Consider the following 21,509-nt stretch of genomic DNA (forward strand, 5'->3'; position numbering starts at 1 on the left):
CAGGGGGCTCCGCGCTGAGTTTATGCAGCGCGGAGTCCGGAGCCCCGATGCTGAGTAATGCCCGACAGAGAGGGGAGAGTTTGATGCAGTGCCTTGTGGCGCAGGGCTAATCGGCGGATTATAAGGCTTTCCAGTAAATATGGGGTGGTCATGCTAATCAGCACGGAAAGTGCCCGTAGCAACAGCGCGGATACCCGACTGGCCTGTACGCTTGCCGCTGCCGCAGGCGCACTGAATACCGCAGCCTTTGAGATCGTCGGTTTTTTTTCAGCCAACATGACCGGGAATGTCTCGCTGCTTTCCGATCATCTCGCAAAAGCGAATCTGGGGCCTGGCCTGTTTTTTCTGTCGATCGTGCTTCTGTTTATTGCGGGTTCCATGTGTTCAACGCTGATCATTAATGCCGGGCACCGCAGAAATATCCGCACCATCTATGCCTTTGTCATCCTGATTGAGGGCAGCGCGCTGATTGCCCTGGGGGTGATTGAAAATCACTTTCCGCCGCAGTCGCCTGGTGTCGTGTTAATCATGAGCCTGAGTTTTTTAATGGGGTTGCAGAATGCGGTGGTGACGCGGATCTCCAATGCCCGCGTTCGCACTACCCATATCTCCGGCACGGCGACCGATATCGGTATTGAGCTGGCAATGCTGTTTGAGGTGCTGCGACGTAAAGCGTCACCGAAAGAGGCGCCGCTCTATCTGAGCCGGTTGCGACTGCACTGTCTGACCCTGCTTTCTTTCCTTGCAGGAGGGATAGCCGGAATCGGGCTTTACCGGCTGCTTAGCTACGATTTCCTGCTGCCAGTGGGGTTCGGGTTAATCTGTCTGGCGCTGAATGCCATCTTTACTAAGCCAGCAAAACAACAGGGCGCGATGATTTAAGTGCGCATCTCTCACTGATGCGTAAACCAGGGCGGCGCGTAGTGTTGATTTCATCGCTCCGCCTGCGCAAATGAACCGTGCGGTTAAAACATCCTAGCCTGCGCGGGGTAACATTCAGCCTTATACTCTGGTTGATCCTGCGAACGAGACAGTAATGCGAACAGCCTTCAACCTGCTGATGGATAATTAACATCGACATTAAACAACTCATTTACTTGTGTAACCTGGAGCGTGAACGCCATTTCGGGCGGGCCGCGGAAGCCAGTTTTGTTACACAGCCAACCCTCTCTATGCGCCTGAAAAATCTTGAGCGCGAGCTGGGCCTGCCGCTGATTAACCGCAGCAATAACTTTGCCGGATTTACCCCAGAGGGCGACCGTGTGCTGGCATGGGCGCGGGAAATCGTTTCGGTCTATCAGGGGCTGAAGCTGGAAGTGGAATCGCTGAAGCATGGGGTAAACGGTACGCTGCGGGTTGGCGTGGTGCCGCAGTGCAGCATGGCACTGCCGCTGCTGCTGAAAGCGGTGCAGGCGCGTTATCCTCAGCTCGACTATCGCATTGCGGTACTCAGTGCTGACCAGTTGCTGGAAGCGCTCAACAGCCACACCGTGGATGTCGGGATCGGTTTTTTCGAGATGGCAACCCTGCGTGAACTCCATTTTCAGACCGAGATGCTGGCAGATCGGGGCGTTGAAGCCATATTCCATCCCGACCATTTCCCTGAGCTGGTGGGGGAAACCGCGCTGACGCTTGATGAAGTGGCACAACAGCCGCTCTGTCTGGCGGAGCCGACGCGTTATTTCCGGCGTTATCTCGATATGGCGTTTCGTGAAGCGGCGCTGGTGCCCCGGGTGATCGTGGAGAGCGCCTCTGTCATGCAGCTGATGCAGTGCGCGCAGGTCGGCCTGGGGCTGCTGGTGTCGCCGGTCGGTCATCTCCTATCCGCTTCATTACAGGGGCTGCAGCAGCGCGCCATCACGCTGCCGCCGATGGCGCGCCAGGCGGCGCTGGTCATCGCTGAGCCTGGCCGTGCCACACCGCTGGCACAGCACTTTTTCGACGAAGCGCGCGGTCTGCTGCCGGTTTAACGCGGTTACTGCGATTCGCCCAGGGCGTAAAACAGGCGGCTGTTCCAGTTGCCTATGGCGACACTCTGTATCAGCGCGAACAGCGCATCAGCTTCCCAGCCCGCCTCCATTAGCGGCTGCAGATGGGCCGCGCTGAAACGCTCTGGCGAACGGGTCAGCTGCGCCGCCAGCGCAATAATCTGCTGCTCTTCCTTTTTTGCCGCCGCGTCATCCACGCCCTCAATTAACATCTCATTTCCGGCCAGCAGCCGGAACGCCCAGCGACTGCCCAGAATACGGGCGGCCGTCGCTTCTGCCAGAGTATTGTCCTGAGTGAGATGCTGACGCAGTTGCGCCCAGCCATAGAGCACTGAGGGATCGTGTGCCAGCAGCCATACCGCGTCCTGCATTCCCGGCAGCGACTGACAGCGGGTAATGGCAGCGAGCTGCTCAGCACTGGCATACCGCAACTCCAGCGGTTTCAGCACCGGCTGCCAGCGGGCAGGCTGATCAAAACCTGCGGCCTCAGCATCCGGTGGTGCAGTGCTGCCGGGCAGCCAGCGTACCGGCTGGGCCTGCAGCGCCTGTAAACCGGCGACCACCCGCGCCTGATAACTGACAAAGCCGATCACCTGATTCAGCGTCACAATATCGGGCTCTGTCAGGCCGACTGCATCTAGGGCAGTGATTGCGCTGGCGCTGATCAGCTCAGGCTGCATCGCCAGCTGGCGTGCATACTGCGTAATCTGGGTCAGGCGATTATTACTTTCACGTGAGGAGTCGGGCCCGGGCAACGGATTGAGGCGGGCAGAGTAGTGATTACACAGCCGCTGTACACCCGCCACCTGCGCCACCGTCAGCGCCGTGCTGAGGCGATCGTAAAGCGTTAAGGTGTGCGTAAGCGTGGTGACGACACGGTCGGGGAACAGCAGCTGTGCCAGATCGCGCGCCGCCAGCAGGGCGGGCTGATTGGTGCGCAGCAGTGACTGCACCACGTTGTCATCGGCGTAACATCCCAGCAAAAAACGGTCATCAATATGGGCGGCCTCGGGCACCAGCGGTGCGGCCTGTGAGGTACGTGGACTGGTCTGGCTCTCGTAAAACCAGTGGTTATGGCCCGGATAGCGGCGTTGTTCCATGATCAATCCTTTTGCAAATTCGGGTTCGGTATGCAGGCGGCAGAATCTGAAAATGTGCATAAACCGAAGGGCAGGCTTATCGTCGCTGATGGCCAGTCCGGGGCAAAAGATTGATCGGTGATAATTAATAGCGTTACGGTATAACGGCAGCGAAATCAGGCAGGAAGGGCGAGGCGGGAGCAAAGAGAAGGGCGAGCCAGGCTCGCCCTTGCAGAACTTATTTCAGTTCCAGTTCGTTCATTGCGGCGATGCTGAAGCCGCCATCAACGTGTACCACTTCACCGGTGATGCCGCCAGCCAGGTCAGAGCAGAGGAATGCTGCTGAGTTGCCGACATCTTCGATGGTAACGGTACGGCGAATCGGGGTGACCGCTTCGCAATGTGCCAGCATCTTACGGAAATCTTTGATGCCTGATGCTGCCAGGGTGCGGATTGGACCGGCAGAAACGGCGTTAACACGCACGCCTTCCGGGCCCATGGCGTTTGCCATGTAGCGCACGTTGGCTTCCAGCGACGCTTTCGCCAGACCCATCACGTTGTAGTTCGGGATCGCGCGCTCAGCACCCAGGTAAGAGAGTGTCAGCAGCGCAGAGTGTGGATTCAGCATCTCGCGGCACTCTTTGGCCATCGCGACGAAGCTGTAAGCACTGATGTCATGCGCGATTTTAAAGCCTTCGCGGGTAACGGCGTTCACGTAGTCGCCAACCAGCTGCTCGCCAGGGGCGAAACCGATAGAGTGAACGAAACCGTCAAATTTCGGCCAGGTTTTTGCCAGTTCAGTGAACAGAGATTTGATGCTCTCATCTTCGGCTACGTCACATGGCAGCACGATGTCTGAACCCAAATCTTTGGCAAACTCTTCCACACGACCTTTTAATTTGTCGTTCTGGTAGGTGAAAGCCAGTTCTGCGCCCTGTTTGTGCATCGCCTGTGCAATACCGTAGGCGATGGAAAGTTTACTGGCAACGCCAGTAATCAGAATGCGCTTACCGGAAAGAAAACCCATAGCTGTAATCCTTATGGTCATTGTAGTTGGCGGCCGCATGGTTAAAAAGTGAGCGACCGACGTTAATCGACGTGCGGATTCTAGCACGTCTCTCATAAATCAGGTAAATCGGCCCGCAATTTCCGCGATATGCAGCAAAATCAACGCTCGCGCCGCCAGGCTTCGGCACTCAATGCTTCGCCAAAGTGGCTGCTGATCAGTCGTCGGGTCAGATCGTGCAGCGGGGAGGCCAGTACATCAGCGGTGCCGCCGCGCTCGACCACTTCGCCCTGATGCATCACCAGCACCTTATCGCTGATGTGCTTCATCATCCCCAGATGCTGGGTAACATAAATGTATGCGATACCATGCTTCTCCTGCAGTTCCAGCATCAGATTCACCAGCTGGGAACGCATGGTCATATCCAGCGAGGCCAGCGCTTCATCGGCCACAATCACTTTGGGTTGCAAAATCAACGCGCGGGCCAGCCCCAGACGCTGCTTCTGACCGGGTGCCAGCATGTGCGGATAATAGCCGGCGTGATCGCGCAGTAATCCCACCTGACGCAGGGTAGCGATAATGCGTTTCTCTCGATCCTCCGCGCTGAGATCGGTATTGAGCCGCAGCGGGAACTCCAGAATCTGGCTGATACGCTGACGCGGATTCAGTGAGGTTGAGGGATCCTGGAAAATCATGCGGATGCGCTGACTGCGATAGCCATAATCGCCGAAGGTCAGCGGATGATCGTCTATCAGAATCTCACCTTCGGTAGGGGCGACCATGCCGCTGAGCATCTTCGCCAGCGTGGACTTGCCGGAGCCATTTTCGCCGATTATCGCCAGCGTCTGCCTCTCGCGTAGGGTAAAACTGACCGACTTCACCGCCTCAACGTGCTGACGGCGGAACAGGCCCGTGCGATAGCGAAAGGTTTTACTCAGGTTGCGCACTTCCAGCAGGGTCTCCATGCTACTGGCCCTCCATATTCAGCGGGAAATGACAGGCATAAAGATGCGTTTTGCTGCCGGTTAGCCGTGGCGTTTCAATACATTTGCGCTGCGCATAAGGGCAACGTGGCCCCAGACGACAACCAATCGGCAGGCTCTCCAGCGACGGGATCGCTCCTGACAAAGTATTGAGACGGCTTTTGTGCGGCAGGGATCGTCCAAAATCGGGCATCGCCCGAATCAGCGCCTGAGTATAAGGATGGTGCGGCGTACTCATTAAATCTTCGCTCTGGGCGGTTTCTACCGTCTGACCACAGTACATCACGTTGATACGGTCCGCCCACTGGCTCATGGTGCGCAGGTCATGACTGATCAACAGAATGGTGGTGTTGTTATTCTGGTTCAGACGGCTCAGCAGGCGGAAAATCTGCGCCTGCGTAGTGGGTTCCATGGCATTCGTCGGCTCATCGGCAATCAGCAGACGCGGCTGATTAGCCAGCGCAATCGCGATCATGACTTTCTGGCATTCGCCTTCGGTCAGCTCATAGGGGAAGCTGCGCATTATATCTTTGTGATCTTTAATGCCGACGCGATGCAGCAGTTCGATGGCGCGGGTTTTGCGCCAGAACCAGAAGCGTTTCAGCCACGGACCTTTATACGTCCAGCGCGGGATCACCTGCATCAGCTGACGACCGATGCTTTCGGAGGGATCCAGACAGGATTGCGGCTCCTGAAAAATCATCGAGACGTTATGTCCGATAATGCGGCGGCGCTCGCGCGACGACAGGCGCAGCAGGTCAACATCATCAAACACCATGCGATCGGCGGTGACACGCCAGTTATCGTTAGTTACGCCGCAGATCGCCTTGGCAACCAGACTCTTACCGGAGCCGGACTCACCGACCAGGCCACGGATTTCACCTTCGCCCAGCGTCAGATTGACGCGATCGACCGCTTTGACCGGTCCGTCAGCGGTCATAAATTCAATGGTCAGATTACGGATATCGAGTAACGGCATTTATTCCACTCCCGCTTCGACGGCGCGACGGATGCCGTCACCGAGCAGGTTAACAATTAATACGCTGACCATCAGTGCCACACCCGGCAGCATAACGGTCCAGGGGGCGACGTAGATCAGCTCCAGCGAATCACCCAGCATCGCTCCCCATTCGGGCGAAGGCAGCTGCGCGCCCAGGTCGAGAAACCCGAGTGCGGCAATATCCAGAATCGCCATCGATAGCGCGCGGGTAATTTCGGTGATCAGCAACGGTAAAATGTTAGGCAAAATGGCGTAGCGCAGGATGTTGCGGCCTCTGGCACCATCCAGACGTGCCGCCACCACATACTCTTTTTCCAGCTCATCATGCACGGCACTGTAAATCTCGCGCACCAGACGTGGAATCAGCGCCAGCCAGACTGCCAGCAATGCGTGCTCGAGTCGCGGTCCGAGAAACGCCACCACGATAATCGCCAGTAACAGCGACGGAATAGAGAGCAGGGTATCCAGTACGTGGTTCATCACCGCCGAGCGTATGCCATGCGTCATGCCTGCCAGCACGCCCAGCACCAGCGCGCCGAGCGTGGCGAACAGCGTCACCAGAATCGCCGAACCCACCGTCGGGCCCGCACCGCTCAGCAGGCGGCTCAGCACATCCCGACCCAGATCGTCAGTGCCGAGAAAGAAGGAGACATCGCCGTAGTGTGACCAGGACGGCGGCAGCAACTGATAACCCAGGAACTGCTGATCGATATCGTATGGCGCTATCAGCCCGCCAAACAGACAGAGCAGCAGCAGTGCGCCAAAGCCATACAGCCCGACCATCGAAATCGGGTTGCCATAGAAATGGTGCCAGCTCTGACGAAACGCGCTGGGCAGGCGTTTTTCGGCGTAGATATTATCGGAGGGCATACGCTTTCACTTTATTGTGCTTGAGTTCGGACAACGTTTCTTTATAAAAGTCAATCATATCAGAGGGTTATCCTGAGGACATGCTTTATGTTTCTTTATCATGGCTGACTCTGAGTAGCGGTAATTTATGTGTTTTGTGTACGCCTCTGCGTAGACGCAAAGAAGATGTACACATTGCAGACAGACACTAAGCTCAGGAAAGCGCTGGGTAAGCGCCGCGACAAAGCAGAGGTTATCTTCAACTCGTCCGGACTGAATGTCAGGCTCTCCATTTGAGGCGGCGTGACATTTTTCTGCCGTTATCGCTGGGAGGCTTAGCCCGTCAGCTGACTACAGGGGATTATCTGTCGATATCCCTGTTACAGGCAAGGAAACGGCGTCAGCAATTTCGGCTCTGGATTGCAAAGGGTTATGATCCGCGTCAGCATATCGTCCTGAACAGACTGAAAAAAGTCATATTCGCCTCCGGATAACAGGCAATAAAAACCGCCCTGTTGGGCGGCGGAGTAGATCTTAGCGGAGGCTACGCTGGCCGGACCCTGGCCTTTGTCGGGTGTCCGTCAGGCCCATCGTCATGGGTGTGGTCAGGATCCGGCTCAATGATCACGATATAATCTTTACCTATCCCATCGCGCGTTAACGTCACTAAATCTCCGGCCACGGGTTTGGTGTCAAACTCATGTTCCTCTTCAACGCCGGTATCTTCAAAAATTACAGCGAATTTCATTTTTCGTCCTCTTTCTGATAAACCGCGTCGTTACCGCGAGGTTTGTTGCTGACGCCTACTTAAAGAATTTTAGACTATCCTGAAAATATCAGTCATCTCAGTGAATTACCTGATTCCGATATTATGCGCGATTACCGGCTGGCTTCAGGTGTCCCGGTGTTCAGACCGCTGTGGAAGCATGCCCGCCTGGCGGTTTCAGGTGCAGACGCGCTACGCGAATGGCTCACTACTGAAACCCTGCCGGAACCCGCACAGGAAATCCTTCATGATGCTGCATGAGTAATACACCGTAAATCATCTACAGAAGACGGATAATCCAACACCTAAGAGGTTCGCCTCAACAGAGATCACTTTTTGTGCAACGTTGACAGATTCTTCATCATTTCCTGATTGTACATTGATGACTTTGAGGGATAGTCGGGTCCTGAGAGGGAACTCTTTACTAAAGGAGATAAATCAGTGGCGAGAATAAAATGAAAGGAGCTTAGACAAGGCAATTGCAAACGATCAATATAGAATTAAATTTTGTGTGACAATGGATTTGAATTAAAAGAGACCGCAAAAAACGCAAAAGGGGGATGGCATGACAGATAAAAACTTCTTTAATGCATTAATAAAATGGATTGATGATCATACGGATGAAAAAATAAGCCTGGATAAAGTGGCTAAAAAAAGTGGATATTCAAAATGGTACCTTAACAGAATGTTCACAAAGCATTGCGGAGTCAGCCTCGGGAAATATATTAATAACACCAGAATGCAGGCGGCCTCGCTGAGTTTAAGGTTTACTGAAGCCACTATTGCAGAGGTAGCTGATCAGTTCAACTACGACTCACAGCAAACGTTCACGCGCGCCTTCTCGCGACATTTTGGTATGCCTCCTGGCATCTGGCGAGTCACTGATGCTGCAAAAAAAATCAGATAAAAACTCTCTCTGCTTCCCCAGCGATGACACCATTTTCAGGCAGAGGCTAATAGCTTACGTAATGCCATAGGTTTACCGGATTGTATGCATAGCAAATTATTATCTACAGGACGGCGGGGAAGGAGAGTGATGCATAAAAATTAAAATCGGCCCTGAGATTAAACGTTTTTTTAAACACCTTTCATTGATGCCTTGCATTTCAGGATTCGGCGGTTTTGTGCTTATTTCCAGCCGCTCCGATGCAGAAAATAAGCCAGCCTCTCCTGAAAGATTAAAAAATTGTTTTCCCCGTGGAGTGCGCATCCGCCCAGCGAAGCTTATACGTCCATTCTTTATCAAGTGAACCGATTGAAAGCCTCATCTCCTTGCCCGTCTGCTTACAGTAGTCCCGTGCCGCACCAATGTTTTTCCACATAAGTAAACTTCCCGGGCTAAGGTCCGAATATTTCATGTTAACGCCGCCGTTTGGCACATCAAAATAGATGATGTGTTCACTCTCAGCCATGAAGAGCAGATCCATTGCGCATGGCTCGTTCCCAACAAAAAGAATATAGCCGAAGAGCATCCTTTTCATGGCAATGATAAGCGTGATCAGGTTCTCCCTGGAATAACAGGTTATGTTGTCAGAAAAACGGGATTTAAAAAGGAAGATATAATAGTCTGCCAGCTCTTCAGGGCTGAATTGATTCATATCACAGCAGCGGCCACCCGCACGTATGAACCGGTTGTATTCGTTGCGGCGATTCTTTTCTGTTTTAACTGAATAGTTCTCTTTTACAAAGCACACTTTATTTTTTCGGGCAAATGAAAAGTTAAAATTTATGAAGTTGTGCCTGTTGAAATGTGACATTTTATTGGTTCTTTCAGGGAAACACATAGAAGCATTTTTAGCCGCTGGCACCATGATCTCATCATAAGATAGCGGGAATTTTTTCCATTGATCGACACCTATCCGTGAGTGATCCAGCAGGGCATATGCGGCAATATAGCCACCTTGCTTTACTTTATGAAAATACGTTGCCTCATGACCTGTGCGAGATGAGAAAAACCTGATCACGTCAGGATGCATATTAACACTCCCGCCAAAACGGTTAAAACAGTGCTCATAAATGCCAGCGTCGGATTTTTCCCAGCCGTAAAGCATTCTTTTGAAGTGGCTCATATAAATGTTAAACCTGATAGTCGCTCTGATAAATCGAGTTAAAAGATGGTTCCTGAATGTCAGCCGCCCTATATTATTTTGTTTCCTGTCACTAACTCCGGACAGATGGTCTCTGCTGTGACATTTTAATCAGGGCATTATGCATTTATTTTATCAACGTAAAGACAAGGAAATATCAAGAATCTATCAAGCGGTATCGTTTTTATTGCTTTATATTTGTGAGGGCTGCCTGACATTTATATCAAGTTTATCTGAGTCACCCGCGTAATAGCCTGACCGGGTGACTTCATTCTCTTTCAAACAATCCGCTGGCTCTGCTCCCGGCGATGCTTATGATAATCCTCATCACACTCGCTTGAACAGAAAGCAGTTTCAGCCACTACGGGCTCATCTTTACACCAGATGCATAAGCCGTTCGGGCTTCTAAGTTTGGCCTTACGAGCTGCCAGAGAGGCAGCGAGATGCGCTTCTTCACGCTCCTGTGCCAGATCAACTTCATCCATAAATGTTCATCTCCTCATTAATTTTTACGCTTCGAACTTAAATCGGTTTCTGCAGGAACAATATTCGTGTACATCAATGCCTGCTTTCAGCACGACTTCTGAAAGACAAAATTCATATGTTTATTTTATGTTTTGCCTAAGCGCCCTGAGCGTTAGCGCAGGGCATACCATTCCTTATGTTTCAGCGGGTTCATGGCCGCACCAATCACGTCAGAAATCACATTGACCAGAATCACCAGCCCGCCAATCACCATCACGCCAGCGGAGATCGCCGCGTAATCCTGCTGGCGAATCGCGTTGATCAGCCAGCGTCCCAGACCCGGCCAGTTAAAGACCATCTCGGTGATCATCGCCAGCGTCAGCATGGTGGAAAATTGCAGACCCAGACGCGGGATCACTGGCGGCAGCGCATTATGCAGCACGTGGCGGCGGATCACGGTAAACGGCGAAAGACCTCGCGTGGCCGCCGCTTTGACATAATTTTTATCCATCACGTCGCTGGTGCTGTTACGCAGCAGGCGGATCACTTCCGTCGTCGGTGCCATCGCCAGCACCAGCACCGGTAAAATCAGGTGGTTCAGGACGCTGATTATCATCTCATGTCGCCAGGGCGAAGGACTCATCCAGGCATCAATCAGCGCAAAGCCAGTGACACTCTGCACCGGATAGAGCAGGTCGTGACGACCGGACACCGGCAGCCAGCCCAGCGTCAGCGAGAAGAACAGCGTCAGCAGCAGCGCCAGCCAGAAAATTGGCGCAGAAAAGCCAATCAGCGCCAGTGCACTGATGGTTTTGTCCTGCCATTTATTGCGCATCACGCCGGCACAGATCCCCAGCGGGATGCCGACCAGCAGCGCGAACAGAAACGCCAGGATGCACAACTCCATGGTGGCCGGGAAAACCTCACGCAGTTGCAGGCCAATCTCCTGACCGTTGGTGCTGGAGACGCCGAAATCAAACTGCAGCATCCCTTTAAACCAGAACCACCAGGCGTCCGAGAGCGCCGCGCCTTCCAGCGGGGCGTCAGGTGTAAAGTAGCTCAGGCTGAAGCTCACCAGCGACAGCAGAAACAGGGTAATGATCAGTAGCAGCAGGCGCCGCAAAATATAGATAATCACTTACTTTTCCTTATCGCTTTCACGATAAACCCCGGCAAACGAGGCGTTGCCAAACGGACTCAGGACCAGCCCTTTAATATCATGACGAAACGCCTGCAGTCGCAGAGAGGATGCCAGTGGCAGCACCGGCAACTCCTGCGCCAGAATCTGCTGCGCTTTGTCATAACTGTCGATGCGGCCAGAGAGTTGTTGTGATAACAGCGCATTCTGCAGCGTTTCGTCAAAGGCCGGCGAGCACCAGTGCGCGTAATTGGTCTGCGAGCGAATCGCTGCACAACTGAGCAGCGGCCGGAAGAAACTGTCTGGATCGTTACTGTCGGTGGCCCAGCCTGACAGTGTCAGATCATGATTCATCGCCATCAGCTGCGCCTCCTGAAAACGCCCCTCTACCGGCACAATGGTCAGCCGGACGCCAACCTGCGCCAGATCCGCCTGCAACAGTTCGGCGGTTTTCAGCGGGCTGGGATTCCACGACTGCGACGCGGCAGGCACCACCAGCCGCAGATGCAGATCGCTGATGCCCAGAGCCGCCAGCGCGGCACGGGACTTCTCCGGATCATAGCTGGTGATGCGCGCATCATTATCATATGCCCATGAGGCGCGAGGTAATATCGAGGCGGCGGTTTCGGCGGTGCCGTAATAGATTGACTCCATCAACCGCTCATTGTTGATCGCCAGCGCCAGCGCGTGACGCACCTCAGGGCGGTCGAGCGGCGGCTTGCGGGTATTAAAGGCCAGATAGGCGATGTTCATGCCGGGACGCAGCGTCATCCGCAGGCGCGGGTCATCGCGCAGGATGGTGAGCTGGCTGGCCGCGGGATAGGCAAGCACGTCACATTCACCGGTCAGAAGCTTGGAAAGCCGCCCGGTGCCGCCCGAGCCGAGATCGATCACCGCCTGTTGCAGACGCGGCACCCCTTTCCAGTAGTGAGGATTGCGCGCCAGGCGGATGTACTGACCGGTACGGTATTCACTGAGCTGATAAGGACCGGTGCCAACCGGTTGTCTGTCCATCTCTTCCTGCCGGCCCTGCGCGGTGAGCTGGTCGGCATACTCTTTCGACAGCACTGGCGCATAGTGGGTCGCCATGTGCCACAGGAACGATGCATCCGGGCTGTTTAACCTGAACTCAACCGTTCTGTTATCGATTTTCTTCACGCTCTGCACGGAGTCTGAAAATTGCAGACTGTCAAAGTAGGGATAGTTGCCGCCATTGACGTTGTGCCAGGGGTGATTGCGGTCAAACATCCGGGCGAAGCTGAACACGACATCGTCGGCGTTCAGCGCCCGGGTGGGCCGGAACTGATTCGTCTGCTGAAACTGCACGCCGCTGCGCAGATGAAAGCGATACGTTGCGCCGTTATCGCGCACTTCCCAGCTGGACGCCAGATCGGGCTTGAGACGATAGGTGTAAGGATCGACATCCAGCAGGCGGTCATAGAGTTGTGCCGCCAGCGTATCGACAGTCAGCCCGCTGCTGGCCATCTGCGGATTAAAGGTGTTCAGCGTGCCGCTGACGCAATAGACGAAGCCGGTCTGGCGGATATCACCCGCAGGCGCTGACCACGCAGGGGCACTCAACACGCTGAGACTTAGCAACAGCGAACATATTAGTTTTGACATAGAACTCAACGATTTTGAGGCATTAAACAGAGTGTATCGCAAAGCGGGCATTGTCCCAAAACCTGCAACCGCTGCCAGACTGATTTTCATCATCGCGGCGGTAAAAAGAGCGCACAGAAGGTGTGGTAATGAGAAAAATTCTCAATAACTTGTTTACAGATGATAATAAGAATGATTATTATTCATCTGCGCTTCGACGGTGGCTCTGCCGTAGAAGAGCACGACATTGCTCACATTGCTTCCAGTATCGTTGCCCGCCTGTTGGCGGGCTTTTTTTTGGTTTTTATAGAGTGGCATGCCTGCCTGGACGGGGAAGGGAAAGCTGCTGAAAGAACCGGCGCTTTAAATGCGGTGTGGCGATGAAAAAAGGGAGAGAAAAGTCAGTTAATGCTGATGTTATCTCTGCTGGCCTCCCGTTTAGCTAAGCGGGTCCTGAATTAAACCGCACTTAACTATTACAAAAACGCAGGTACTATAAGCTCATCTTCTGGTCACCCACTTCCTGGCAATGAATAAATTCCAAAAAAACGTTCAGGCTTTTCAGCATACATCCTTTCGCTATCTTTTTTTTGGACGCCTGTTCACCGTGCTGGGCAATGGGATTGCACCCATTGCGCTGGCTTTTGCGGTACTGGATATTGGCGGGTCTGCTTCTGATTTAGGGATAGTGGTTGCGTCCCGTTCACTGTGTAACGTGCTTTTCCTGCTGGTGGGCGGTGTTGCCGCCGATCGCTACTCACGCAGTCGGGTATTAGTTTCATCGGCAGTGGTTGCCGCTGTTTCTCAGGCTATCGTCGCCTGGTCTGTGCTTGATGGCTCTGCAACCGTCATTAGCCTGACTTTGCTGGGTGCTCTGAATGGTGCGGCGGCAGGCATCGCACTGCCTGCATCGTCTGCGCTGGTTCCGCAGGTAGTTCCTGCAACGGATTTGCGTCAGGCTAACGCGTTAATTCAGCTGGGGATTTATGGCGGTACGGTAATGGGGGCATCGCTGGGGGGAATTATCACCAGCGCTGTCGGGCCGGGCTGGGGGCTGGCAATTGATGCGCTGGGTTTTGCCGTTTCCGCGCCGCTCTATTTCCTGATTCGTGTGAAATCGAGTAAAGCCGCGGCTTCGCAAGGCAATATCCTGCGCGATATCAAAGAAGGCTGGGCAGAGTTCGCCGGACGAAGCTGGATTTGGTCGATAGTCCTTCAGTTCGCCATTATCAACGTCGCTTTTAATGGCATTGTGGTGGTACTTGGCCCGATGATTGCCGACGCCTCTTTCGGACGGGCGCGGTGGGGAATTATTGTGGCCGCCCATAGCGCGGGTTTAATTGCAGGTTCATTTCTGGCTATGAAATGGCATCCACGTCGTGATCTCTTTATTGGCGCGATGCTGGCAGGTCTTTACGCACTCCCAATATTTATGCTGAGCCAGAATGCGTCAGCAGCACTGCTGATAGTAGGGTTCTTCATTGCTGGCATGTCATTGGGCCTGTTCGGCGTAACCTGGGCGCACTCATTACAGACTCATATCCCACCGGATAAGCTGGCTCGCGTGTACGCTTATGATGCGATGGGTTCCTTTATCGCCATTCCCTTTGGACAACTGGTCGCGGGGCCGCTGGCAACACACTTTGGTATGAGTGCTGTATTGCTGATGTCAGCGCTGGCCGTGGTGATGGCTACCGCTGGCGTCGGTCTGGTTCCTGCCATCAGGCAACCTGAAAAAATGGGGACTAAGTCGCACAACACATAATGGATAGGTGGCTCAACGTGAAAAACAGCCCGGTTTATACCGGGTTGTTAATTCACAAAGCAGAGAAAAATCATAGGTTGGGGCGGCGTTAATTAACTCTCTGCTTTTATATCGTGCTTCTTCATCATTGCGCGCAACTGATGATAGGTGACGCCTAATAAGCCAGCCGCACGGCGTTGGTTATAACGTGCCTGTTGCAGGCTGGCTTCCACCAGATCCCGCTCCTGCTGATTCTGCCATTGACGCAGATCCAGCGGCAGGGCAGGCAGCGCGCTGCTATCCGCCTCCTGACTGGTCCGGATGACAGCAATCGGTTCAGGGCGTGAAGCAAACGGGTTGATAATCACATTATCCAGCGGCTGCTCGCTGCTGTTATGACGATAGACCGAGCGCTCCACCACATTTTTAAGTTCGCGAACGTTGCCGGGCCAGTGGTAATCAAGCAGAGCCTGCTGTGCCCGTGGGGTAAAGCCGGGAAAAAGTAACAGGCCGAGCTCGCGACACATCTGGATAGCGAAATGATCGGCCATCACCAGTATATCGCTGCGTCGTTCGCGCAGTGGCGGTAACTGCACCACATCAAAGGCCAGACGATCCAGCAAATCGGCGCGGAATTTTCCCGCCGCCGCCAGCGCGGGCAGGTCTTCGTTTGTCGCACAGACCAGTCGCACATTTACCTGCAGGGAGTGATTGCCGCCGACTCGCTCCAGCTGTCCATATTCAATTACCCTGAGCAGCTTTTCCTGAACCAGCATCGGTGCCGTTGCCAGCTCATCGAGAAACAGCGTGCCGCCGTCAGCACGTTCAAAACGGCCAAGATGGCGCTTCTGCGCGCCGGTGAAGGCGCCAGCCTCATGACCAAACAGTTCAGAATCGAGCAGGTTTTCATTCAGCGCGGCACAGTTCAGCGAGATAAACGGCCCCTGCCAGCGGTCAGAGAGATAGTGCAGTCGGCTGGCGATCAGCTCTTTGCCCGTTCCACGCTCACCAATCACCAGTACCGGTTTCTCAAGAGGAGCCAGTTTGGAAACCTGCTCCAGCACCTCAAGAAAATTGTTTGACTCCCCCAGGAGATTATCGCTAGTGCCTGTCATGATGAATTTCGCCACCCCTTAATCATTTTGACTATCTTAAAACAAGCGGGAAAGGCTGTAAAATTTAAAATATGATAAAAATCAATAAATTATAAAATTGGCACGCATTTTGTATTAACTCAGCAGGACTTCACGTTTTAAAACATTAAAAGAGGAACATCATTATGGGTATTTTTTCTCGTTTCGCCGACATCGTTAATGCCAACATTAATTCTCTGCTGGAGCGTGCGGAAGATCCGCAGAAACTGGTCCGGCTGATGATTCAGGAAATGGAAGACACCTTAGTTGAAGTACGCTCCACCTCTGCACGCGCACTGGCTGAAAAGAAACAGTTGTCACGCCGTATTGAGCAAGCGGAGATTCAGCAGGCTGAGTGGCAGGAAAAAGCGGAGCTGGCGCTGCGCAAAGATAAAGATGATCTGGCCCGTTCGGCGCTGATTGAAAAACAGAAACTCACCGATCTTATCGCCTCCCTGAAACAGGAAGTGGGTCATGTTGAAGAGACGCTGGAGCGCATGAAAGGCGAAATCAGCGAGCTGGAGAAAAAACTGAGTGAGACACGTGCCCGCCAGCAGGCGTTGACGCTGCGTCATCAGGCGGCCTCTTCATCACGCGATGTTCGTCGTCAGCTGGACAGCGGTAAGATCGACGAAGCAATGGCACGGTTTGAATCTTTTGAACGTCGCATCGACCATATGGAAGCGGAAGCAGAAAGCCATGGTTTTGGTAAACCAAAGACGCTGAACCAGGAGTTTACTGACCTGAAAGCGGACGATGAAATCAGCGAGCAGCTTAATGCGCTGAAAGCCAAAATGAACCGCAGTGAGTAATCATCGACGTTGCGATAAGTGATTAAGGAGAGTCAATGAGCGCACTTTTTTTCGCCATACCGTTAACGATCTTCGTGTTGTTTGTCGCACCGATCTGGTTATGGCTGCATTACAACAACAAACGCAACGGCGGTTCGGAACTGTCGCAAAGCGAAATCCAGCGCCTGCAGCGCGTGACCCAGGACGCGCAGCGGATGCGCGAACGTATTGACGCGCTGGAAGCGATTCTGGACGCCGAACATCCAAACTGGAGGCAGCCATGATTAAAGGACGCAAGTTGTGGCGCAAGCCAGATGAAGGGAAATTTATGGGTGTCTGCGCAGGCCTGGCAGAGTATCTCGATATTCCGGTTCGTCTGCTGCGTGTCATCGTGGTGTTATCACTGTTCTTTGGCCTGTTTCTCTTTACGGTGATCGCCTACTTTGTGCTGGGTTTTGTACTGGATGTGAAACCCGCCTCTGCCTCCCAGACTGAGCGCCAGCCCAGTGCCAGTGAACTGCTGGATCAGCTGGAGAGCACCCTGCAACGGGATGAGCGCAGCGTGCGCGACCTGGAACGCTATGTGACGTCTGAAACCTTCAGCGTGCGCAGCCGCTTCCGCCAGATTTGATTCTGCTACTGTTATTGCCGGGCCTGTCTCAGGCCCGTTCGCTCACTCAATGGAGGTGTTGATGTCTTTTTCGCGATCCACTGCTTTTCGTCACCGCGCGGCACCTGCATTGAAGTCGGCCGCCAAATTCATCATTATTAATGCTGTTACCTACGGTCCCGCCGGTGTCACTGGCTGGGCAGTGAAATCGGTAGCGCGACGCCCGTTACGTCTGCTACTGGCTGTGGCGCTTGAGCCATTGCTGAAACGCGTGATGAACCGGCTGGCATCGCGCTTCATCAGGGAGAAAGATGAAAAGACTGCAAACTGAATTGATGGCGTTGATGAACCGTGGCGTTGATCGCCACCTGCGGCTGGCGGTAACCGGATTAAGCCGCAGCGGCAAAACCGCCTTCATCACCTCACTGGTTAATCAGCTTTTAACCGTTCACAGCGGCGCGCGTTTGCCGCTGTTTTCCGTGGTGCGGGATGAGCGCCTGTTAGGCGTAAAGCGGGTACCCCAGCGTGACATGGGCACGGCCCGTTTCACCTATGACGAAGGGCTGGCACAGCTCTACAGCACGCCGCCTGCCTGGCCCACACCCACACGCGGCGTCAGCGAAATGCGACTGGCGCTGCGTTATCGTCCCAATGATTCGCTGCTGCGTCATCTGAAAGAGACCGCGACACTCTATCTGGAAATTGTCGACTATCCCGGCGAATGGCTGCTGGATCTGCCGATGCTGGCGCAGGATTATCTCGCCTGGTCCCGGCAGATGAACGGTCTGCTGCAGGGCGATCGTGCTGAGTGGGCAAAGCCCTGGCGAACCCTCTGCGAAAAACTCGACCCGCTTGCACCCGCCGATGAAACCCAGCTGGCAGAGATTGCCGCTGCCTGGACAGACTATCTGCATCGCTGTAAATCTGAAGGCTTACACTTTATTCAGCCCGGTCGCTTCGTGCTGCCTGGCGATATGGCAGGCGCTCCCGCGCTGCAGTTCTTCCCCTGGCCGACGGCTGATGAAGCGCAACTCACTAAGCTGGCGCAGGCGGACAAGGGCAGTAACTTCAGCATGCTGCAGCAGCGGTTTAACTACTACTGTCAGCATGTGGTGAAAGGTTTCTATAAAAATCATTTCCTGCGTTTTGACCGCCAGATTGTGCTGGTTGACTGCCTGCAACCACTTAACAGCGGACCCCAGGCGTTTAACGATATGCGGCTGGCACTGACGCAGCTGATGCAGAGTTTTCATTACGGTCAGCGAACCCTATTTCGTCGGCTCTTTTCACCGGTAATCGACAAATTGCTGTTTGCCGCCACCAAGGCCGATCACATCACCAGCGATCAGCACGGCAATATGGTGTCACTGTTGCAGCAGCTGGTGCAGGATGCCTGGCAGAACGCGGCGTTTGAGGGGATTAGCATGGATTGCATCGGGCTGGCGTCGGTGCAGGCGACGCAGAGCGGGCTGGTCGATCACCGGGGCGAGAAGATTCCGGCCCTGCGCGGAAACCGGCTGGATGATGGTGAGCCGCTCACCGTCTATCCGGGTGAAGTCCCGCCGCGTCTGCCCGGTAATGCCTTCTGGCAGCAGCAGGGGTTTCAGTTTGAACAGTTCCGGCCGCAGCAGCTTGACGTCGATCGCCCGCTGCCACATATCCGCATGGATGCCGCGCTGGAATTTTTATTGGGAGATAAATTGCGATGAGTGATCCGCTGAAGCCGCGTATCGATTTTGCCCGTCCGCTGGATGAGAGCAGCGCCACGCCGCTGCGCCCGGCACAGACTTTTGAAGCGGAAGCGCAGGCGGCGTTTCTGGCGGTGCAGGATGAAGAGGTCGCTGTCGAAGAGGAAGGCGCAGGTGAACGGGCGGTGGAGGCTGCGCTGAAACCTAAGCGCAGCCTGTGGCGCAAACTGGTGACCGCTGGCGCGCTGCTGTTTGGCGTCAGCGTGATTGCGCAGGGTGTCCAGTGGACACATGACGCCTGGCTGGCCCGCGACTGGTTTTCACTGGGCAGTGGCGTGGCGGGTGGTCTGATCGTCCTGGCGGGTGTGGGTGCGCTGACCACCGAGTGGCGTCGTCTCTATCAGCTGCGTCAGCGCGCCGAGGAGCGGGATGTAGGCCGTGAGTTGCTGCACAGTCATGGCATCGGCAAAGGCCGGGCCTTCTGCGAAAAACTGGCGCAGCAGGCAGAGCTGGATCAGGCGCATCCGGCCCTGCAGCGCTGGCATGCCTCGCTGCACGAAACCCACAATGACAGTGAAATTGTCCGCTTATATGCGCAACTGGTGCAGCCGGTGCTGGATCGGCAGGCGCGGCGCGAAATTAGTCGTCATGCTGCTGAAGCCACGCTGATGATTGCGGTCAGCCCGCTGGCGCTGGTGGATATGGCGTTTATCGCCTGGCGTAATCTGCGGCTGGTCAATCGCATCGCGGCTATTTACGGCATTGAGCTGGGCTACTTCAGCCGCATCCGGCTATTCCGTCTGGTGCTGCTCAACATGGCCTTTGCCGGGGCTTCCGAACTGGTGCGGGAAGTGGGTATGGACTGGATGTCGCAGGATATCGCCGCCCGGCTTTCCACGCGCGCCGCGCAGGGTATTGGCGCGGGTTTGCTGACTGCAAGACTGGGCATCAAAGCGATGGAGCTGTGCCGTCCACTGCCGTGGCTGGAGCAGGATAAACCACGGCTTGGCGATTTCCGTCGTGAGCTGCTGGGCCAGTTGAAAGAGGCGTTGCAGAAGGGTGGCAATAAGTCAGCCTGACGCTCTCGTGACAAATTAAAGGCGGCATTGCCGCCTTTATTCTTTAGTGTGGCTGGCGCAGCACCTGTCGGGAGTCGATGACCAGACACTCACCAGGACAGCCCGACTCATCAGTGATCACCGGATCCGCTGGCAGCGTGTAGGCCATTCCATTTTTCTCCCTGATAAAATGCGCCATCCCGCCGAATGTCCATGACATGCTTAACCCCAGTCCGCCGAAATCATCATATTTCCGTAGCGTCGCAACCTTGGGCAGATACTCCCCGGTCAGCCGATAATAGAGCGCACCCTGAAAATCTTTAGGTACCTGCTGAGTGATTGCCTGCTCAAGCAGGGCAAATTCTTTGCGGGCGGGTACCGAGTAGCCATTAATCAGGTGGCTTATCGACAGCGAGGCGGCAGCTATCACCAGCAGTGCATAAAAGGTTTTTTTCCATTTTAACTTTTTGCTGATTTCAAACAGGCCCAGGATAAACGCGCTGGTGGTGATCAGCGCACCGGCAATCAGGGTCCGGTAGGCCGCCATACTTTCACTGACAATCAGATTAGGCAGCGCGGCAATCAGCAATAAGATAAACATCAGATAAAATTTGTCATTGCCCGCTGCTTTAATTTTCTTCAGTCCAAAGCCAATAATGATCGATGAGATGATCACCGATACTGTTTTTGCGCCGAGGTCAAAGTTACAGATAACGTTCTTAAGGTATTCGCTGAAAAACCATTTCAGTTTAACCGGGACGTCGTAGCTGAATGCGGAACGCGGCAGCGAATGGCCATAAATCTGTACGGGCAGTACCTTCGAGGCAATGAGCGCTGCGAACATTCCTGCGCCCAGCACCATCAGAGAGATTACCGCACGCTTCTTATCGATTTTCCGTTCTGAAAGGCACAAATCCAGTGCGGCAAAGAAGGTAAAGCTCATCGCAGCCGGTTGATAAAGACAGAAGGCCATGGTCAGCAGGCAGACCGCTATAATGCGACCTGTGATGCCCGGTTTTATCGAGAAGCGGTAGCTGGCACCTGCCAGCAGAATTGCAGCGATATAGGGAAAGCAGGATGCCCATGCAATATAAACCTGGAATGAGGGCAGCAGACAAAGCAATAACGCAAAGGTGATCCGCTGAGCCTGATTCTCCAGCAGCGCATATTTCTGACACAGGGTATAGATGTAGTATCCGGTAAAGATGAGCAGAACAATTGCGACAGAACGCAGCAGTGCCAGGCGTTCTACGCTCTCCACCAGAAAAGAGGCGCTGTACTGAATAATGCCATATACCGGCCTGCCGGATAACGTGTCCCAGTTTAGAATACTCAGCTTGTCAAAATTAGCCCAGTAGAGGTTCGTCCAGTCATCGGTGTAGGCGTAATGGGTTAAATAAGCAGGACTGTAAGCAATCAGGAAAACTATCACAAAAAGCAAAAAGACCTGACGGCGGGTTATGCCGGTATCAGTGGCGATCATCTGTCATCCTTATTAATCTGTCCATCTTCTCTGCCCCTG

23 protein-coding genes and 1 pseudogene are annotated in these 21,509 nt (G+C 54.1%); 12 read left to right on the top strand and 12 right to left on the bottom strand.

Going from position 1 to position 21,509, the window contains the following annotated elements; genetic code table 11:
* Nucleotides 1–150 precede the first annotated feature (150 nt).
* Nucleotides 151–882 carry a YoaK family protein gene (locus OK412_RS07155; RefSeq protein ID WP_022625585.1) on the top strand — a complete coding sequence of 244 codons (732 nt, stop codon included), beginning with the start codon at nucleotides 151–153 and terminating at the stop codon, nucleotides 880–882.
* 191 nt (nucleotides 883–1,073) lie between these two features.
* The gene (locus tag OK412_RS07160) at nucleotides 1,074–1,970 is read left to right on the top strand and encodes a LysR family transcriptional regulator (RefSeq protein WP_029519092.1); all 897 of its coding nucleotides are present in this window, start codon (nucleotides 1,074–1,076) and stop codon (nucleotides 1,968–1,970) included.
* 5 nt (nucleotides 1,971–1,975) lie between these two features.
* On the opposite strand, the gene OK412_RS07165 is transcribed toward OK412_RS07160, so the two are convergent.
* From OK412_RS07165 to sapC, 5 genes are all read right to left on the bottom strand, one after another.
* Nucleotides 1,976–3,088 (bottom strand): CMD domain-containing protein, encoded by a 1,113-nt coding sequence (locus OK412_RS07165; protein ID WP_264352922.1) that lies wholly within the window; start codon nucleotides 3,086–3,088, stop codon nucleotides 1,976–1,978.
* Between the two features lie 217 nt (nucleotides 3,089–3,305).
* A complete protein-coding gene (gene fabI, locus OK412_RS07170; protein ID WP_010244547.1) occupies nucleotides 3,306–4,094 on the bottom strand; it encodes an enoyl-ACP reductase FabI in 789 nt (262 codons plus the stop codon).
* A 140-nt stretch (nucleotides 4,095–4,234) separates the two neighbouring features.
* Nucleotides 4,235–5,038 carry a putrescine export ABC transporter ATP-binding protein SapF gene (gene sapF / locus OK412_RS07175; RefSeq protein ID WP_010244550.1) on the bottom strand — a complete coding sequence of 268 codons (804 nt, stop codon included), beginning with the start codon at nucleotides 5,036–5,038 and terminating at the stop codon, nucleotides 4,235–4,237.
* Nucleotide 5,039: 1 nt separating this feature from the next.
* Nucleotides 5,040–6,035 carry a putrescine export ABC transporter ATP-binding protein SapD gene (gene sapD, locus OK412_RS07180; RefSeq protein WP_010244553.1) on the bottom strand — a complete coding sequence of 332 codons (996 nt, stop codon included), beginning with the start codon at nucleotides 6,033–6,035 and terminating at the stop codon, nucleotides 5,040–5,042.
* Nucleotides 6,036–6,926 (bottom strand): putrescine export ABC transporter permease SapC, encoded by an 891-nt coding sequence (gene sapC / locus OK412_RS07185; RefSeq protein WP_010670235.1) that lies wholly within the window; start codon nucleotides 6,924–6,926, stop codon nucleotides 6,036–6,038. It lies immediately after the preceding gene.
* A 174-nt stretch (nucleotides 6,927–7,100) separates the two neighbouring features.
* Between sapC and OK412_RS07190 the strand changes: the two are divergent.
* Nucleotides 7,101–7,381, top strand: a pseudogene (locus OK412_RS07190) (Arm DNA-binding domain-containing protein); the annotation flags it as partial.
* A 68-nt stretch (nucleotides 7,382–7,449) separates the two neighbouring features.
* On the opposite strand, the gene OK412_RS07195 reads toward OK412_RS07190, so the two are convergent.
* Nucleotides 7,450–7,653 carry a hypothetical protein gene (locus tag OK412_RS07195; protein WP_010244562.1) on the bottom strand — a complete coding sequence of 68 codons (204 nt, stop codon included), beginning with the start codon at nucleotides 7,651–7,653 and terminating at the stop codon, nucleotides 7,450–7,452.
* Nucleotides 7,654–8,236: 583 nt separating this feature from the next.
* On the opposite strand from OK412_RS07195, the gene OK412_RS07200 reads away from it, so the two are divergent.
* A complete protein-coding gene (locus tag OK412_RS07200) occupies nucleotides 8,237–8,578 on the top strand; it encodes a helix-turn-helix domain-containing protein (RefSeq protein WP_072171254.1) in 342 nt (113 codons plus the stop codon).
* Nucleotides 8,579–8,849: 271 nt separating this feature from the next.
* On the opposite strand, the gene OK412_RS07205 is transcribed toward OK412_RS07200, so the two are convergent.
* From OK412_RS07205 to sapA, 4 genes are all read right to left on the bottom strand, one after another.
* The gene (locus OK412_RS07205; protein ID WP_264352923.1) at nucleotides 8,850–9,740 is read right to left on the bottom strand and encodes a hypothetical protein; all 891 of its coding nucleotides are present in this window, start codon (nucleotides 9,738–9,740) and stop codon (nucleotides 8,850–8,852) included.
* A gap of 296 nt (nucleotides 9,741–10,036) precedes the next feature.
* Nucleotides 10,037–10,243 carry a hypothetical protein gene (locus OK412_RS07210; protein ID WP_010670231.1) on the bottom strand — a complete coding sequence of 69 codons (207 nt, stop codon included), beginning with the start codon at nucleotides 10,241–10,243 and terminating at the stop codon, nucleotides 10,037–10,039.
* Nucleotides 10,244–10,395: 152 nt separating this feature from the next.
* Nucleotides 10,396–11,361: a putrescine export ABC transporter permease SapB gene (gene sapB, locus OK412_RS07215; RefSeq protein WP_010244573.1), complete on the bottom strand. Its 966-nt coding sequence runs from the start codon at nucleotides 11,359–11,361 to the stop codon at nucleotides 10,396–10,398.
* Complete coding sequence (gene sapA / locus OK412_RS07220) at nucleotides 11,362–12,984, bottom strand: ABC transporter substrate-binding protein SapA (protein WP_031292936.1); 1,623 nt, start codon at nucleotides 12,982–12,984, stop codon at nucleotides 11,362–11,364.
* A gap of 171 nt (nucleotides 12,985–13,155) precedes the next feature.
* On the opposite strand from sapA, the gene OK412_RS07225 reads away from it, so the two are divergent.
* Both OK412_RS07225 and OK412_RS07230 read left to right on the top strand, forming a co-directional pair.
* A complete protein-coding gene (locus OK412_RS07225; protein ID WP_071785083.1) occupies nucleotides 13,156–13,347 on the top strand; it encodes a hypothetical protein in 192 nt (63 codons plus the stop codon).
* 145 nt (nucleotides 13,348–13,492) lie between these two features.
* Entirely contained in the window at nucleotides 13,493–14,728 is a 1,236-nt protein-coding gene (locus OK412_RS07230) for an MFS transporter (protein WP_264352924.1), read from the top strand.
* Between the two features lie 92 nt (nucleotides 14,729–14,820).
* Here the strand turns inward: OK412_RS07230 and pspF are convergent, their stop codons facing one another.
* Entirely contained in the window at nucleotides 14,821–15,822 is a 1,002-nt protein-coding gene (pspF, locus tag OK412_RS07235) for a phage shock protein operon transcriptional activator (protein ID WP_010670227.1), read from the bottom strand.
* A 164-nt stretch (nucleotides 15,823–15,986) separates the two neighbouring features.
* Here pspF and pspA point away from each other — a divergent pair, with 164 nt between their 5' ends.
* The 6 genes from pspA to OK412_RS07265 all read left to right on the top strand — a co-directional run bounded on the left by pspA (nucleotide 15,987) and on the right by OK412_RS07265 (nucleotide 20,008).
* Nucleotides 15,987–16,652, top strand: coding sequence for a phage shock protein PspA (gene pspA / locus OK412_RS07240; RefSeq protein ID WP_052271819.1), 666 nt, complete (start codon nucleotides 15,987–15,989; stop codon nucleotides 16,650–16,652).
* Nucleotides 16,653–16,687: 35 nt separating this feature from the next.
* Complete coding sequence (gene pspB, locus OK412_RS07245) at nucleotides 16,688–16,915, top strand: envelope stress response membrane protein PspB (protein WP_010244592.1); 228 nt, start codon at nucleotides 16,688–16,690, stop codon at nucleotides 16,913–16,915.
* The gene (gene pspC, locus OK412_RS07250; RefSeq protein WP_010244595.1) at nucleotides 16,912–17,262 is read left to right on the top strand and encodes an envelope stress response membrane protein PspC; all 351 of its coding nucleotides are present in this window, start codon (nucleotides 16,912–16,914) and stop codon (nucleotides 17,260–17,262) included. The genes pspB and pspC overlap by 4 nt, the downstream gene beginning before the upstream one ends.
* Before the next feature lie 61 nt (nucleotides 17,263–17,323).
* Nucleotides 17,324–17,572 carry a phage shock protein PspD gene (pspD, locus tag OK412_RS07255; RefSeq protein WP_010244599.1) on the top strand — a complete coding sequence of 83 codons (249 nt, stop codon included), beginning with the start codon at nucleotides 17,324–17,326 and terminating at the stop codon, nucleotides 17,570–17,572.
* Nucleotides 17,553–18,950, top strand: coding sequence for a YcjX family protein (locus OK412_RS07260; RefSeq protein WP_010244602.1), 1,398 nt, complete (start codon nucleotides 17,553–17,555; stop codon nucleotides 18,948–18,950). Before pspD ends, OK412_RS07260 begins: the two co-directional genes overlap by 20 nt.
* On the top strand, nucleotides 18,947–20,008 hold the full coding sequence (locus OK412_RS07265) for a YcjF family protein (protein ID WP_010244604.1): 1,062 nt from the start codon (nucleotides 18,947–18,949) through the stop codon (nucleotides 20,006–20,008). The genes OK412_RS07260 and OK412_RS07265 overlap by 4 nt, the downstream gene beginning before the upstream one ends.
* Nucleotides 20,009–20,051: 43 nt before the next feature.
* Here OK412_RS07265 and OK412_RS07270 read toward each other — a convergent pair whose 3' ends face one another.
* Nucleotides 20,052–21,470, bottom strand: coding sequence for a hypothetical protein (locus OK412_RS07270; protein ID WP_264352925.1), 1,419 nt, complete (start codon nucleotides 21,468–21,470; stop codon nucleotides 20,052–20,054).
* Nucleotides 21,471–21,509 lie beyond the last annotated feature (39 nt).

The organism is Pantoea sp. JV6 (genome assembly GCF_025910055.1).
GTDB lineage: Bacteria > Pseudomonadota > Gammaproteobacteria > Enterobacterales > Enterobacteriaceae > Pantoea > Pantoea agglomerans.